Annotated in this window: 10 protein-coding genes; 3 read left to right on the top strand and 7 right to left on the bottom strand. The window is 42.2% G+C overall.

The features are described from left to right. Positions 1 to 49: 49 nt before the first annotated feature. From NST40_RS07775 to NST40_RS07760, 4 genes are all read right to left on the bottom strand, one after another. Positions 50 to 1,009, bottom strand: a complete 960-nt coding sequence (locus NST40_RS07775; RefSeq protein WP_076184723.1) for a family 43 glycosylhydrolase — start codon at positions 1,007 to 1,009, stop codon at positions 50 to 52. Positions 1,010 to 1,113: 104 nt separating this feature from the next. Next, complete coding sequence (locus NST40_RS07770) at positions 1,114 to 2,010, bottom strand: carbohydrate ABC transporter permease (protein ID WP_036675639.1); 897 nt, start codon at positions 2,008 to 2,010, stop codon at positions 1,114 to 1,116. A gap of 53 nt (positions 2,011 to 2,063) precedes the next feature. Beyond that, complete coding sequence (locus NST40_RS07765; RefSeq protein WP_076126272.1) at positions 2,064 to 2,942, bottom strand: sugar ABC transporter permease; 879 nt, start codon at positions 2,940 to 2,942, stop codon at positions 2,064 to 2,066. Between the two features lie 79 nt (positions 2,943 to 3,021). Then, complete coding sequence (locus NST40_RS07760) at positions 3,022 to 4,266, bottom strand: extracellular solute-binding protein (protein ID WP_076101554.1); 1,245 nt, start codon at positions 4,264 to 4,266, stop codon at positions 3,022 to 3,024. Positions 4,267 to 4,542: 276 nt separating this feature from the next. On the opposite strand from NST40_RS07760, the gene NST40_RS07755 reads away from it, so the two are divergent. The 3 genes from NST40_RS07755 (at position 4,543) to NST40_RS07745 (ending at position 11,907) form a co-directional block, all read left to right on the top strand. Beyond that, entirely contained in the window at positions 4,543 to 5,448 is a 906-nt protein-coding gene (locus tag NST40_RS07755; protein WP_076126270.1) for an ArsR family transcriptional regulator, read from the top strand. 480 nt (positions 5,449 to 5,928) lie between these two features. After that, positions 5,929 to 10,800: a LamG-like jellyroll fold domain-containing protein gene (locus NST40_RS07750; protein WP_342410576.1), complete on the top strand. Its 4,872-nt coding sequence runs from the start codon at positions 5,929 to 5,931 to the stop codon at positions 10,798 to 10,800. Between the two features lie 192 nt (positions 10,801 to 10,992). After that, positions 10,993 to 11,907, top strand: coding sequence for an ArsR family transcriptional regulator (locus NST40_RS07745; RefSeq protein ID WP_076277098.1), 915 nt, complete (start codon positions 10,993 to 10,995; stop codon positions 11,905 to 11,907). Positions 11,908 to 11,956: 49 nt separating this feature from the next. Here NST40_RS07745 and NST40_RS07740 read toward each other — a convergent pair whose 3' ends face one another. The 3 genes from NST40_RS07740 to NST40_RS07730 all read right to left on the bottom strand — a co-directional run bounded on the left by NST40_RS07740 (position 11,957) and on the right by NST40_RS07730 (position 14,563). Further along, positions 11,957 to 12,238, bottom strand: a complete 282-nt coding sequence (locus NST40_RS07740) for a DUF6171 family protein (RefSeq protein ID WP_076100542.1) — start codon at positions 12,236 to 12,238, stop codon at positions 11,957 to 11,959. Positions 12,239 to 12,250: 12 nt separating this feature from the next. Next, on the bottom strand, positions 12,251 to 13,747 hold the full coding sequence (locus NST40_RS07735) for an alpha-N-arabinofuranosidase (RefSeq protein ID WP_076104908.1): 1,497 nt from the start codon (positions 13,745 to 13,747) through the stop codon (positions 12,251 to 12,253). Between the two features lie 108 nt (positions 13,748 to 13,855). Beyond that, entirely contained in the window at positions 13,856 to 14,563 is a 708-nt protein-coding gene (locus tag NST40_RS07730) for a DUF421 domain-containing protein (protein ID WP_076126261.1), read from the bottom strand. Positions 14,564 to 14,698 lie beyond the last annotated feature (135 nt).

The raw sequence follows: 14,698 nt of genomic DNA, 5'->3' as shown, positions 1-14,698 counted from the left end.
CACCTCTGGGAGAATCATTGCTCTGTTGTTTTATGCGACAAATCCCTTTTTATTTCGTATCCGGTCTAGGTACACCAAAGTTTGGCGTTCCGTCTTCATTCCACTGGATTACTTGCACACGTGCGTGACGATTCGGATCGTAAAGCGGATCACCGACAATTTCCTTATAGCTTCTAGCATGGAAAACAAGGATATCCTGTGTGCCATCCTCAGAGACAGTGAAGCTATTATGTCCCGGACCATATTGGCCGTTTTCCTCAGAAGTCGTAAACACAGGTTCAGGTGTCTTGACCCATGATTTTGGATCCATCAAATCACTATTCTCATCAGCAGTCAACAATCCCATACAATAGTTGTGATCTGTTGCACTAGCTGAGAAAGTCATGAAAATGCGTCCATTACGCTTAAGGATTGCCGCGCCTTCATTCACCAAAAATCCGATTTTTTCCCAATCATATTCAGGAGTGGTGATGCACACCTGCTCGCCTTTTAGTGTCCAAGGGTTCTCCATTTCGGAAATATAAATATTTGAATTGCCAGGGATAGCAGGATCTTTTTGTGCCCAAACGTAATATCTAACTCCTTTATGCTCAAAAGTTGTTGCATCCAAGGCAAAAGATTCCCATTTTGTTTTTATTTGACCCTTTTCCACCCATTCACCCTCTAAAGGATTTGCGGATGAATTTTCTAGTGCAAACATGCGATGATCAAATAAACCATCTTTCGTATCAGAGGTATGTGCAGCTGCATAATACACGTACCATTTTCCATCAATATAATGAATCTCTGGCGCCCAAATATTAGCACTCATCAAACCCGTTTCATGCTTAACCCAAATGGTCTTTCCTTCAGCCTCAGCCAATCCTTGAATAGATTCAGAACGGCGAAGCTCAATTCTATCGAACTCCGGAACTGAAGCTATGAAATAGTAGTACCCGTCAGTATGTTTATAGATCCAAGGATCTGCTCGTTGCTCAACTAGTGGATTTTTCACATTAAATTCTCTCACAATGACAACTCCTATATTTATCTCTTTTTTTATATTTGCAGGTCACCAAAACACACCCTTCCTTATAAGAAGTCAAGGTGTATTTAAGTTTAAGTTCATTCGATCTAACCTTTGATACCCGAATTCAGGTTGATGGATTGAACGAAGTATTTTTGTGCAAAAACGAATAGCAGCAATGTTGGAATAATCGCCATGATTGCCGAGCCCATTAATTGTCCGATCATACGATAGTTTCCGTAGATGTCTTGCAATAAGAGCAAACCAGCGGTAATTGGCATTTTGTCTACATCTGTGTACACAATAACCGGCCAGAGGAAGTCATTCCAAGATCCAGTAAAGGAGAACAATCCGCAAACAATCAATATTGGTTTAACTAACGGCAATATAATTTGCGCGAAAATTCTAAAGTCACTAGCACCATCAACTTTAGCCGATTCATCTAATTCTTTTGGGATACCGTTCATAAACTGTCTGACCAAGAAGATATTACCCATACCCGCAAGACCAGGGATAATCATAGCCCAGGAAGTATTCACCCAACCAAAGGAGTCAATGATTTTATAAGAAGGAATCAAGTTAACAACACCCGGAAAGAAGGAGATCCCCAGCAAAGTGAAGAACAATGTGTCTCTTCCTTTAAACTTAATACGGGTGTAACCAAAACCTGTAATCGAAATAACAATAACAACCAGAATGGTGTGAGATGTGGCAATAAACAATGAGTTACCTAACCAACGTAGAATTGGAGCTGTAGAGGTATTGTTTAGGATTGTAACGTAGTTCTCAAAGACCCACTCTTTAGGAAATAGTCTAAAGCCCGAGGATACTACTTCCGTTTGTGATCTAAATGAGGTGGAAATCCCGAATATAACAGGAATGATCCAAATCACACATAGGATACCTAGAAATATATAGGAAATATATTTTGAAATACTTACACTGGAGGAGCCTTTTATTTTGCCTGTTGTATTTACAACTGGATTTACTGCCTGGTTTGACATTTTAGTACACCTACCTTTTCCATTTCCTTGTTAGTCAATTAGTTTCTGCGAACCTATGAAGCATTTCGGTTCATTACAAAATATTGCAGCGCTGAGATCACCAAAATAACTAATCCCAGTAAAACTGCCATAGCTGATGCCATCCCGGCGATGGACTCACCGTTACCGAAAGCTAATTGACGAATATACATCATTAGAACGTGTGTACTTTGTCGAGGTCCGCCATCGGTCATCATTAACGGTTGGCCGAATACATTAAAGGCACCCGCAGTTGTCATAACAAAGGTATAAATTAATGGAAAACGAATAGATGGCAAGGTAATACTAGTGAATTTTTTAATAGAACCCGCACCATCGAGCTCAGCCGATTCATATAACTCTTGAGAAACGCCACTTAAGGAAGCACGATAGATAATCATGTTGCCCCCAATACCACCCCATAAAGTAATTACAATGATAATAATCCACGCATAGGGTTGATTTGCAGGCCAAGCAATTTGTGATCCAAATAGATTACCAGTGATCCCAAGTTGCTTATTAAAGATCAACAGCCAAATCAGTGCTGCCGCAGAAATTGAAATCAAGCCAGGAATATAAAGAATAGATTGAATTAAGCTCTTCATTTTAACTTTTTTATGTTCCAACGCCACCGCGACCATTAATGGAATAATAATCAGCAACGGAACAGACATAGCAACGAAAATCAGTGTATTTTTTAGACCTCTGAAAAATTGAGTATGAAAGGTTGAACTGTTGTCAAAAAGAATAGCCTTATAGTTATCAAAGCCTACCCATACCGGATCACTCATTAAATTCCATTTTGTAAATGAAGCATAAATCCCATAAATCGTTGGCACTAAAATGAAGACAGCAAACAAAATGACATGCGGACCTACAAAGAAAGCAGGTGCCCAATTGATTTTCTTTTTCATAGGAATTCATTTCTCCTTTTGCACAAAGTAATGCACCATAACATGGCACATTACTTCGTACAATCTATTCTATTTTGCTTTATTTTGCTGCACTGCTGCTTTCCGCAATTTTATCTTCAACAAATTTTTGCATCGTTGCCAAAGTCTCATCAATATCAACGTTGCCACGCACGATATCCGCACAGTAAGTATCTACAGCTTCCGCAATGTATGGGTAGTATTCATAGGTGTAAATGTATAGGGATTCGATTTCTTTTTCATCAGATGTAAAGAAGGATTGCATAAAGTCTTTGTACTCAGGGCTTTGGTTAACTACGTTACTTGCTACGTTTTGTCCAGCTTTTGCCCATTCCATCGAATTCGTACGAACATATTCCAAGAAGTTAGCAATACCCACTTCTTTTTCGTCTGTTCTCTTATCATTTTTCAACATAGCGAACAAGTGAGAAGAAGATCTGTTGGTGAATTTATCAGGAGTAGGAGAATAAACATTGGTCACGCCAAAGTTCAAGCCTTCAACCCCAGCATGTGCTGTAGAACTCCAAGTTCCGTCTGTCGAGAAAAGTACATTTTGAGATTGGAACATCAAGTAACCGTCTTCACCAAATGGAGTCATCAGGCCAGCATCAGCGATTTTCTTAACATTTTCAAACGCTTGTTTAAATACAGGGGTATTAACAGCCGGTTTTCCATCGACTTGGATATCCCCGCCCAAATCTTGAATTTGAGCCAAGATAACCCAGCCCAGCAAGGCATCATTAACTACGTAATCGCCTTCATCCAATTTACCTTGTAAGGAAAGCATTTCATCAATAGTAACAACGTTATCATCCAAGAAGGATTCAGCGTTATATTTTTTCAGCAAATCTTTATTGTAATACATTACGTTACTATGAATATCAAGAGGAACTGTGTATTGAGTTCCATCGATATTACCAGTGTTCCAAGCTTGTGGTAAGTAATTTTCAGCTTTCAGTTCAGGTTGTGCTGGCAATACGGTATCTTGCATGGATTCCAGTACACCTTGTTTAACAAACCCAGGAACACGGTCAGCGTGGATAATTGCTAAATCAGGAACACCTTTGCTAGATGCCAAAACTGTAGAAATTTTTGTGTACATATCAGCCGTAATAACATGTTTTACTTTGATTTCGGGATTCGTTGCATTGTAGTTTTTAACAATTTGATCCATATAAGCACCGTCATCACCGGTCAGCGGTGTCCAGAACGTAATCGTCTTACTATCATCTTTACCACCGCATCCTGCCAAAACTGTCGATAATGTTAGAACCGTTGCTAATAAAACTCCAAATTTCTTTTTCATTACTCTCTCCCCCTGCAGCTGTAATGTTAAGATAACCATTCATGTTCACTTTCTTTGAAAACGATTAACTTGAGATTAGTATACATTCATTGTGAAAGCGTAGTCAATAACATTTAAATAAACTTAACAGAATTTTTTTTCGTTTAATTAACCTTTTGATTCATCTCTCGGAGATGAAAGCGATATTATATTTACTTCGGTTACCTTTCATGTTACTTTATATATAGATTAATAAACTTTACAGTATATGAAATAACTTTGAAAGAAGTGGGTAAAATGCAGTTGGAAATCGACAAATCCTCTCTTGTTGTTTACGAAGCTTTAGCGAGTGAAGTACGCATCAAAATTATTCAGTTGCTCTCCAAAAATAAGATGAACATCAAAGATTTGGCAGAAGAACTTAAAATAAGCAGTCCTATCGTTACCAAACACATTAAAAAACTAGAAGATGCAGGGCTCATAAAAACTGAAAAGGTGCCTGGCAAATCAGGAATGCAAAAAATCTCAATCCTTAGGGTGGATCATATTGAGATTAACTTCCCGAAAAAAATCTTTCACTCTTTTGCCTCCTACGAGACATCAGTGCCGATTGGTCATTATACCGATTATGATCTGAAACCTACTTGCGGACTTGCTACGGATAAGGAGTTTATCGGCAGAGTAGACGAACCTAAGTATTTCATGGATTCTAAAAGAGTGGACGCAGAGATTCTCTGGTTCACGCAAGGTTATGTGCAATATAATATCGCTAATTTCCTAAAAAAAGAGGAAACCCTACAGCAATTTGAGATTAGCTTAGAGCTTTCTTCCGAATTCCCCTTTGCTAATGACGTATGGCCTTCAGACATCACCTTTTCTTTGAATGGCTTGGAATTAGGGACTTGGACGAGCCCCGGAGATTTCGCTGATGCTAGAGGTAAATTCACACCGGAATGGTGGCCACACAATATCAATCAATACGGATTGCTAAAAACGATTAGAATTACAAACCACAATGGAACTTACATTGACGGTGACCCGCTGTCTCAGGTTTCGATTGAGGATTTAGATACGAATTGTGATCGTTGGACCTTTCGGATCGAAGTGAAGGAAGATGCAAAACACGTAGGAGGAGCAACGATTTTCGGAAAAAAATTCGGAAACCATGATCAAGATATTATTTTCAAATTGTACTATCTGTAAATTTTTCATTTATGATCTAAGCAAAACTGGTTTTTTTGCGGGGGTGAACAACTAATTAGCTATTCTTCTTTAGCTCCCCCCCACCTGTTATGCCCTATCCCCTCTCTTTATCTTGCTGATATATCCCGCCTTGTCATCCATTCACTGCATTTCACTCTTATCCACTTCAGCAGTAATCACCAGTAGTTAAATCATTTACCTCTATTTTGAATTTATAATTTATAAAAATATAAAAAGATTCATAAATCATTAAATTTCTATTTGACTATTTGCTGATATCATGCTTAAAATGAGAGCATTATAAAACGTTTTCCGTGTTATGGTTTAGTAATACATAAATTAAAACCATTTTCATATTCGAAAGCGTTTTTTTAGTAGCTATTTATGTAAGCGTTTTACATTTTTTTCAGTAAAGAAGGGAGGAATTGGAAAAATACGCGTGTACAAGCTCTACATCACTAGAATCGGAGGAACATACATTTGAGAAAAACTACTGGTAAACTAACCGCTTCCCTGCTTGCCCTCACTCTATTAGTGCCTGCTCCATTAATTTCTGCTGCTTCTGCAAGCGATTCCAAAGCAGTCGCATTATCCACTCAGCAACAAACTGCCGATTATTCCGGCCACTGGGCACAAAAAGATTTTCAAACCTGGGTAGATAAGGGCTTGATTCTCGGTTACGGAAACGGAATATATAAGCCAAATCAAGAAATCAACCGTGCAGAGTGGGTTACTCTGGTTAATCGGGTCTTTAATTTGCAGGAAAAAGCCGATATAGGCTTCACGGATGTTTCCACGACAGGTGCTTACTACAGCGATATCCAAAAAGCAACCGCTGCAGGATATGTAACAGGATACAGCGATGGCACCTTCCGACCCGCACAGCAAGTAAGTCGGCAAGAAGCTGCAGTAATGTTATACAGACTGTTCCAACTCAACTCATCTGTTGGCACTTCTGCACCAAAGGATGCTGCTGATTTGCCAGAATGGAGCCAAGAAGCAGTATTGTCTTTACTTGGTGAAGGTTATCTGCAAGGTTACACTGACGGCAGCTTTAAAGGAACTCAGGCTGTAACAAGAGCGGAAGCACTGCGCATGATTGAGAAGCTTGGCGGAGAAATCACGCCTAAGAGCGGAAGCTATTCGGGGATTAACACTCGGAATATGGTTATCAGCAGCCCAGGCGTAGAGTTGAAAAACTCCACAATCTCAGGGAATCTCTACCTTACCGAAGGTATTGCTGAGGGCGATGTCACACTGAATAATGTCACTGTTAAGGGAAAAGTATTCGTTTCTGGTGGCGGTGAAAACAGTGTCGTACTAAGCGACTCCAATGCTGCTGAAATGGTAGTAGATAAGCATAACGGCAAGCTGCGAGTCGTTACTAGAGGCACAAGTGCCGTACCAAACGTACGCGTACATTCCAGTGCAATACTAGAGGAAGATGCATTAACGGGGGCAGGTTTCAGCCGGGTTATTGTTGAGAATACGCTGCCTAAGGATTCCATCCTCAAGCTGAAAGGAAGCTTTGATTCCGTTGAGCTTCAAGCGTTGGGAGAGCCTACACTCCATCTGACAGCAGGCAGTATTGCTGAAGTTACACTGAAGCAAAAAGCCAAGCTGCGTGTAGAGGCAGGTACAGAAATCAAGAATCTAATCCTTGGTTTCAACGATATCCTAACCATCCAAGGCACGGGTAAGGTTATCTTTGATAGCAAGTACAGTCAGTTAATCCATTTTGAAACACCAACTCCAACGGCTACGGCAACCACTGGTACCGGTGGATCTAACGGCGGTTCTGTTGCTACTTCGGCTCCGGAAGTTACAGCTACTCCGGCCCCAACGGCTACACCAGATCCAACGGCTACACCAAATCCGACGGCTACACCAGATCCGACGGCTACACCAGATCCGACGGCTACACCAGATCCGACGGCTACACCAAATCCGACGGCTACACCAAATCCGACGGCTACTCCGGCACCAACGGCTACACCTAGTCCGGGAGCAACTGCACCAGCACTCACCAATGTCTCGGTACATGATCCATCGGTGGTAGTGGATAATGGAACTTATTATGTATTTGGCTCTCATATCGATGCGGCCAAATCAGATGATCTGATGAACTGGACACAGTTCACTAATGGTTATACAACACCGGGCAACGTGATTTTTGGTGATCTGTCCAAGAATCTGGCAGAATCCTTTAAGTGGGCTGGCGAGAACGATTCGGACAGTAAAGGCGGATTCTCCATCTGGGCACCGGACGTATTCTGGAATAACGATTATAAGAACGCTGATGGAACAACTGGCGCTTATATGATGTATTACAGCGCTTCTTCTACTTATATCCGTTCGGCGATTGGCTACGCCACTTCGCAAAATATCGAAGGGCCTTATACTTATGGAAATACCGTAATTTATTCCGGTTTCACCAAGGAAGAGGCTTATGACAGTGACAGTAAAGTAAATAAGAAATGGGACAATACAAATATCAAGGACCTTATCGACAATGGAACGTTGGAAGGTGTCAATCCAGATTGGTTTAATGCAGGTGGTTTGTATCAAAACAAAACCTATACAAATGCAATTGACCCAACTATTTTCTACGACAAAGACAACAAGCTTTGGATGACTTATGGTTCATGGTCAGGTGGTATATTCATTCTGGAGATTGATCCAGCTACCGGAGAACCTAAATATCCAGGCAAAGATGGAAAGACCGCTGATGGACGTCTTATCGACCGCTATTTCGGAACCCATATTTCTGGCGGAATGACCAAATCGGGTGAAGGTCCGTACATCGTTTATGATAAGGATACTGGTTACTACTTCTTGTATGTAACTTACGGTGGACTGGACTCCAAAGGCGGTTACAGCATGCGGCAGTTCCGTTCAACAAATCCGGACGGCCCTTATACGGATGCAGCAGGACAGAATGCTGTTCTAACTACCGATGGTGACAACACACCATATGGTAATAAGCTGTTAGGAAACTTCATGTTTACAAATCAAAATGCAGACCCGAATTTCCAAACGTATGGTTATGTGTCCTCAGGACATAACTCGGTACAATATGATGATGAAACGGGTAAAATATTTAACTTCTTCCACACTCGTTTCCCACTCCGTGGTGAAACACATGAACTTCGTGTGCATCAAATGTTCACTAACGAAGATGGCTGGCCAGTAACTGCCGTACATCGTTACACGGGTGAAACTATTGGGGCTGTAGCACGGGATAATGTTGTCGGCTCTTATCAGTTCGTTAACCACGGCAAGGATGTTTCAGGCGTTATCAAACCTACAGTAGATATCGAGCTAAAAAGTGACGGAACGATCGCTGGATCGTTAACCGGAACTTGGGAATTGAAGGATGAGTACTTCGCTCATTTGCTCATTAACGAAACGGAAAATGGAAACACCGTACAACATCTCTACAAAGGTGTATTTGTGAAGCAATGGGATTCCTCACGACAACAGCATGTTATGACGTTCACCGCAATGTCAGATCAAGGAATCACTATCTGGGGCAGCCAGATGCAATCGATGAGCGTTGAGCAGATTTTGAACAATATTGCTGCAGGCTTGAGTATTGGTGACACAAGAAAAATATACGATGACATCACCCTCCCTACGGAAGGCTTGCGCGGAGCAGAAATTTCATGGTCCTCTTCCAATGAGGCCGTAATTGCTAACAATGGTAAGGTTACTCGTCCTGAACTTGGACTTGGAAACGCTACAGTTGAACTGACTGCTACAATTAAGCTAGGCGAAGTCGCAGTAACTAAGACCTTCACCGCCGTTGTTATGGAAAAAAAGAGCACGCAATTGGAAGACGGCTTAGTAGCTGCCTTTGACTTTGATGGCGACCTTGCAGAAAATGGGGATCGCACAGCTGACGGCATAGTCACCGGAAATCTGATCAACAACACTGAGGATGGAGACATCACTTTTGAGGCTGGTAAAGACGGTCAGGCAGCCAAGTTTGATGGTAAATCCGGTGTTCGTCTACCTGACGGATTAATTCAAAGTAGCGCATATTCGGTAGGGATGTGGCTGAACCCATCCGAATTAAAAGCTTTTACTCCTGTATTCTTCGGTGCTAAAACCGAAACGAACTGGTTCAGTCTCCTGCCATATGGAAACGGTGGAGCAACCACCAGACTCTGGTTCGGTAGCGATACTTGGCTAGATGCTGATACAGGCTTACAAATTCCAGTTAACCAGTGGACGCATGTTGCCTTCACTTACAATGCTGGAACAGTCAATATGTACGTAAATGGTATATTGAAATCCTCCGGAAAAGGATTCACAGATATTTTCGATACAGAAAAAGGTGTATTTGCTCTTGGTGTGAACTACTGGGATGCACCATACAAAGGTTTGGTTGATAAATTCCGCGTGTATGATAGAGCATTGTCTGCGGAAGCTGTGGGCTGGCTTGTAAACGGTGAGCCTGATACGAACATTAAAGTAAGTAATATCTCATTCAGTGAAGCTGTTAAATCAGTAGCTGTAGGAAATACTTTCACCCCTCAAGTTAGTGTGCTTCCAACCAATGCCGGAAATAAGGCGCTAACTTGGAGCTCTAGCGATTCCAGCGTAGTGGCTGTTGACGCAGCGAGCGGAATAGTAACAGCACTAACTGTCGGTGGCCAAGCTGTAATTACTGCAACAGCGACTGATGGAAGCGAAGTTTCAGCCAGCTACACAGTAAATGTAACTGATGGAAAAGTAGCTCATTATGCTTTTGATGGCGACCTGGACGACTCCTTCCAATTGAACGGAAAAGGCGAAGTTACAGGAGCAAAAGTAGATAGCCCAACTGTAGGCAATATCACATACGGTAACGGTGTCCTCGGTCAAGCTGCAATATTCAACGGTACCTCCGGTATCCGTTTGCCTGATGGATTAATTGACAGCAATACCTATACCGTATCTATGTGGCTAAACCCTGAACAACTTACAGATGCAACAACTACTTTCTTCGGCGCTGCCACTAAAAATAGCTGGATTAGCTTCGTTCCTCAGAACGGCGGCGGTAAAACGTTATTATGGTCCGGAGAAGCTTGGTATGATGCTATTTCTGCCATGAAGATTCCAGTAAACGCATGGACACATGTTGCGTTTACGGTCAGCAATGGTACCGTAAAAGTTTACCTTAACGGAGTAGAGCAGTTCTCTGGTGAGGGCTTCCCGAATGTCTTTAAGAACAAAAACGGCGTTTTCGCTCTAGGCGTCAACTATTGGGATGCACCATTTAAGGGCATGATTGATGAACTGAAGATTTACAGCAGAGCGCTCAAGTCAGATGAAGTACAGGCAGAGTATAGCTCGAACGTAGATTAAGCAAGATTTGATTTGGAAAGAGAGCGGAGCCACAGGCTCCGTTCTTTTTTTAAAGTCCCATATTGTAAAAAAAGTATTTAACTAATATAATCATTAACTATACGTCCGAAATAAACGTCGATTATTATATTGTTATTAATAAATTTCTTAATCATCGGCGATTAGCCCATAAATTTTAATTGGAGGCCACTTATGAAACTTGACCTGTCGGAAGAATCCCTTCCCGTCTATGAAGCTTTAGCCAGCTCAGTACGCCTGCACTTGTTGCGTTTACTTGCCGAAAATCCTATGAATGTTAAGGAATTGGCCGCAGCAGTAAATTTGAGCAGCGCCATTATGACTATGCATGTGCGTAAGCTGGAAGCTGCCGGACTGATCCAGACGCATATGGCACCTGGTCGAAGTGGTCTGCAAAAGATCTGTACTCTAGCTGCTGAAGGAGCAGAAATCACCTTCCCAGGCAGACAGATCAATGAGCGCAAAAGTTATCGCAAGGAAATTCCGGTTGGACATTACTCCGACTTCCTGATCGAGCCAACCTGTGGTCTTGCAACTACTGAGAAAGTGATCGGCAGTTTTGATGATCCCCGCTATTTCTGGGATCTTGAGCGTATGAATGCGGGGATTCTTTGGTTCGGCAAAGGATTTATCGAATATAAAATCCCTAATTTCCTACTCTCCAGCCAGCATCCTGAGGAACTGATTATAACCATGGAAATTGCTTCCGAAGCACCTTCCATTAATAATAATTGGCCTTCGGATATCACATTCACTCTGAACGGAGTGAAGCTTGGATTCTGGACAAGTCCCGGTGACTACGGGGATAGCCGTGGTAAATATACACCGGCCTGGTGGCCAGCACTCACGAACCAATACGGCTTGCTCAAGCAGCTGCGTATTACAGCGAAAGGTACATTTATGGATGGTTTAAAGCTCTCAGAAGTTACCCTTGATCAAGTGAATATCCGTGACAAACAGTGGTCTTTCAAGCTTTCCGTAGATGAAGATGCCGAGCATATTGGCGGGATTACTCTTTTTGGCAAAGGTTTTGGAAATTATAATGAAGATCTAATCGTTGAGTTGTTCTATACGGATAACCAAGAATAAAGCCGCATTCACCTCCCATTGGAGAGTCGAATGCGGCTCTTATTTTAGCTTAATTCTTTTCGATAAAGGGACCCCACAAGCCACCCCCCGGCAATGGACAACTACGTTCCTTAAGCTTGGCTACTACGGGGATGATGCAGCCGCAAGCGACGCAAGTTACCCCTTCGTGCAGCTTAGGGCAAGTCCCACAAAGGGCAACCCGTTCAGCGTAAACTTCATCTGGAACACAAAACTCTGGCTTAAACATGGAAGAAGACAAGATACGATTAATCTGCGTTGGCGTAACTTTATAATCCTCTCTGCATCCCTTGCATGTTGATGTTGTTGACATGGTAACACCACCTTAAGCCTTCGGCGTAATCTCCAGCACAGTTACTGACATTGGAGGCAGTTCAACATTAAGAAGATCACCCTCCAGAGTGAAGGCAGTGAAGGCTTGCGGCACTACCGCCTCCGGTTGGCTGAAGGTATTGTGAGCATCAATTTTATCACCGGCAAGTGTTGTGCCTGTCACTTCAACCTTCTTCCCGGAAAGACCACGAAGCTCAAGTGGAACAGCAGCAGAAGCAGCATGGTTCAAGTTGCAAAGACTGACATGGATGATTCCAGAAGCAGTTACGGAAGCCGAAGCAGATACTTCAGGAATCTCACGGCCTTCAAAGCTGTAAGTGCCACTTTCCAGTGCTAAATCCAGCAACTCCGCATCCTGATGGACTTTAAACATATTGAATACATGATACGTTGGGGTCAGCACCATCTTTTCCCCTTCGGTCAATATAACTGCCTGAAGTACGTTAATCGTCTGCGCAATATTTGCCATCCGTACCCGGTCACTATGTTTATGGAAAATATTCAAGGTCACGCCTGCTACAAGAGCATCCCGAATTGAATTTTGTTGATACAGGAATCCTGGATTCGTCCCCGGCTCTACATCATACCAAGTTCCCCACTCATCTACGATAAGACCTACTCTTTTATCCGGATCATATTTATCCATAATAACGCCATGTCTGGTGATCAGCTCATCCATGCGAAGGGCTTTCTCTAATGTACTAAACCATTCACTCGTTTCAAAGCCTGTAGCTGCACCTTTATTCTCCCATGCTGGACCAGGAATTGTATAATAATGCAGGGTAATCGAGTCCATAAAGCGTGTTGCCTCACGCATCAGAACCTCCATCCAGTGATAATCATCCACGTTAGGACCACAAGCAATCCGGTGAATACGATTGTCCCCGTAATTTCGTACATACGTCTGATATTGGCGATAAAGATCTGCATAATATTCTGGACGCATATTCCCGCCGCAGCCCCAGTTCTCATTCCCCACGCCAAAATAAGTCACAGCCCAAGGCTCTTGATGGCCATTCTGCTGGCGAAGCTCGGACATTGGAGATACGCCTCCAAAGGTTAAATACTCCACCCATTCGGACATCTCTTGAACGGTACCACTGCCCACATTACCGTTAATGTAAGGCTCACATTCCAGCATCTCACATAATTCCATGAATTCATGCGTACCAAAATGGTTGTTCTCAACCGTTCCGCCCCAGTGAGTGTTAATCATACGTTTACGACCTTCACGGGCTCCGATACCATCTTTCCAGTGATATTCATCCGCGAAACAGCCACCTGGCCAGCGTAGTACAGGAATTTTAATTTCCTTAAGCGCTTTCACGACATCATTACGAATACCGTTGGTGTTAGGAATAGTTGAATCTTCTCCAACCCAAATCCCTTCATAAATGCAACGGCCAAGATGCTCAGAAAAATGTCCGTAAATATTTCTGTTAATCGTCCCTTTGCGAATGTCAGTATTAAGGATCGCACGTTCTGCCATGGTTAAATACCGCCTCTCAACGTTTATATTTTTATTAACTAATTAATAATTATATAAACATTATAAGACGCTGCTTAGGTATCCGTCAATCTCCAATATGAACAAAAGCTATTCTTTATCAATAGGTTTCTTTATCCCGTCTTCATAATAGTCAAAAATGAGCTGCTGCTGCGTTCCTCTTACCCCGTAAAACACATCAGAAATTTGTTTCCCCTTACGTCTTAACTCGTTCTCCAGCCACTCTTGGGTCAGGCCATTATCCTTAAGATTATCTGCGAGCATTATTCCATCCATAATCAATTCAACGGGAAAGCTCTGAGGAACGGACAACAGCTTTAGATCTTTTCGGGTAACATATTGGTACTCTTGTTTCTTTAATACAGACACCATTCCGTTATCTTCCAGCACAGCGTATTCTACTACCTCTAGATTAAAAATTTCCTTTTCTCTCAAGGCCTGATCCAAAGAGTCCAACGAATACCTTACCTTTTTCATATTTTGCTCAAGAATTTTCCCATCCTCAATAAGTACAGTGGGTGAACCTGAAATCCAGCTTCTCATTTTACGACTTTTTAAAGCGATGATAGATAGTAAAAAAGATGTAACGGTAACGACTATAAGCGCCAGGATCATGTAGGAAGAATGCAGCTGTTTATTAAACGCCAAGTTCGCGGCTATTGAGCCCAATATAATACCCGTCACGAAATCGTGGAAGGTCAAGTTAGATAACGTTTGTTTTCCCAATATTTTGGCGATCAGCAAAAGCATGATCATAGCAACAAAGGCCCTAAGCACAATGTCCATATACACCTGCATCTCTAATGCTCCCTTCCTATTCAATCCTCCATTATTCACAAACCGAGTAGAAATGAAACCTCAACGAAAGCTCTGCCCATCCAAACCTGCCGATTTCTCTAAACGCCAAAAGGGCTCTGGAATGGTTCTACTGAA

Source organism: Paenibacillus sp. FSL R10-2778, assembly GCF_038593035.1.
GTDB classification, from domain to species: domain Bacteria; phylum Bacillota; class Bacilli; order Paenibacillales; family Paenibacillaceae; genus Paenibacillus_AQ; species Paenibacillus_AQ odorifer.
The sequence above is the reverse complement of the archived record's forward strand: the minus strand, read 5'-3'. Positions and strand labels throughout refer to the sequence as shown.

Coding starts and splice junctions, on each gene's coding strand:
- NST40_RS07755 (WP_076126270.1), top strand. CDS start 4,543: ATGCAGTTGGAAATCGACAAATCCTCTCTTGTTGTTTACGAAGCTTTA.
- NST40_RS07745 (WP_076277098.1), top strand. CDS start 10,993: ATGAAACTTGACCTGTCGGAAGAATCCCTTCCCGTCTATGAAGCTTTA.
- NST40_RS07770 (WP_036675639.1), bottom strand. CDS start 2,010: ATGTCAAACCAGGCAGTAAATCCAGTTGTAAATACAACAGGCAAAATA.
- NST40_RS07730 (WP_076126261.1), bottom strand. CDS start 14,563: ATGCAGGTGTATATGGACATTGTGCTTAGGGCCTTTGTTGCTATGATC.
- NST40_RS07765 (WP_076126272.1), bottom strand. CDS start 2,942: ATGAAAAAGAAAATCAATTGGGCACCTGCTTTCTTTGTAGGTCCGCAT.
- NST40_RS07740 (WP_076100542.1), bottom strand. CDS start 12,238: ATGTCAACAACATCAACATGCAAGGGATGCAGAGAGGATTATAAAGTT.
- NST40_RS07735 (WP_076104908.1), bottom strand. CDS start 13,747: ATGGCAGAACGTGCGATCCTTAATACTGACATTCGCAAAGGGACGATT.
- NST40_RS07760 (WP_076101554.1), bottom strand. CDS start 4,266: ATGAAAAAGAAATTTGGAGTTTTATTAGCAACGGTTCTAACATTATCG.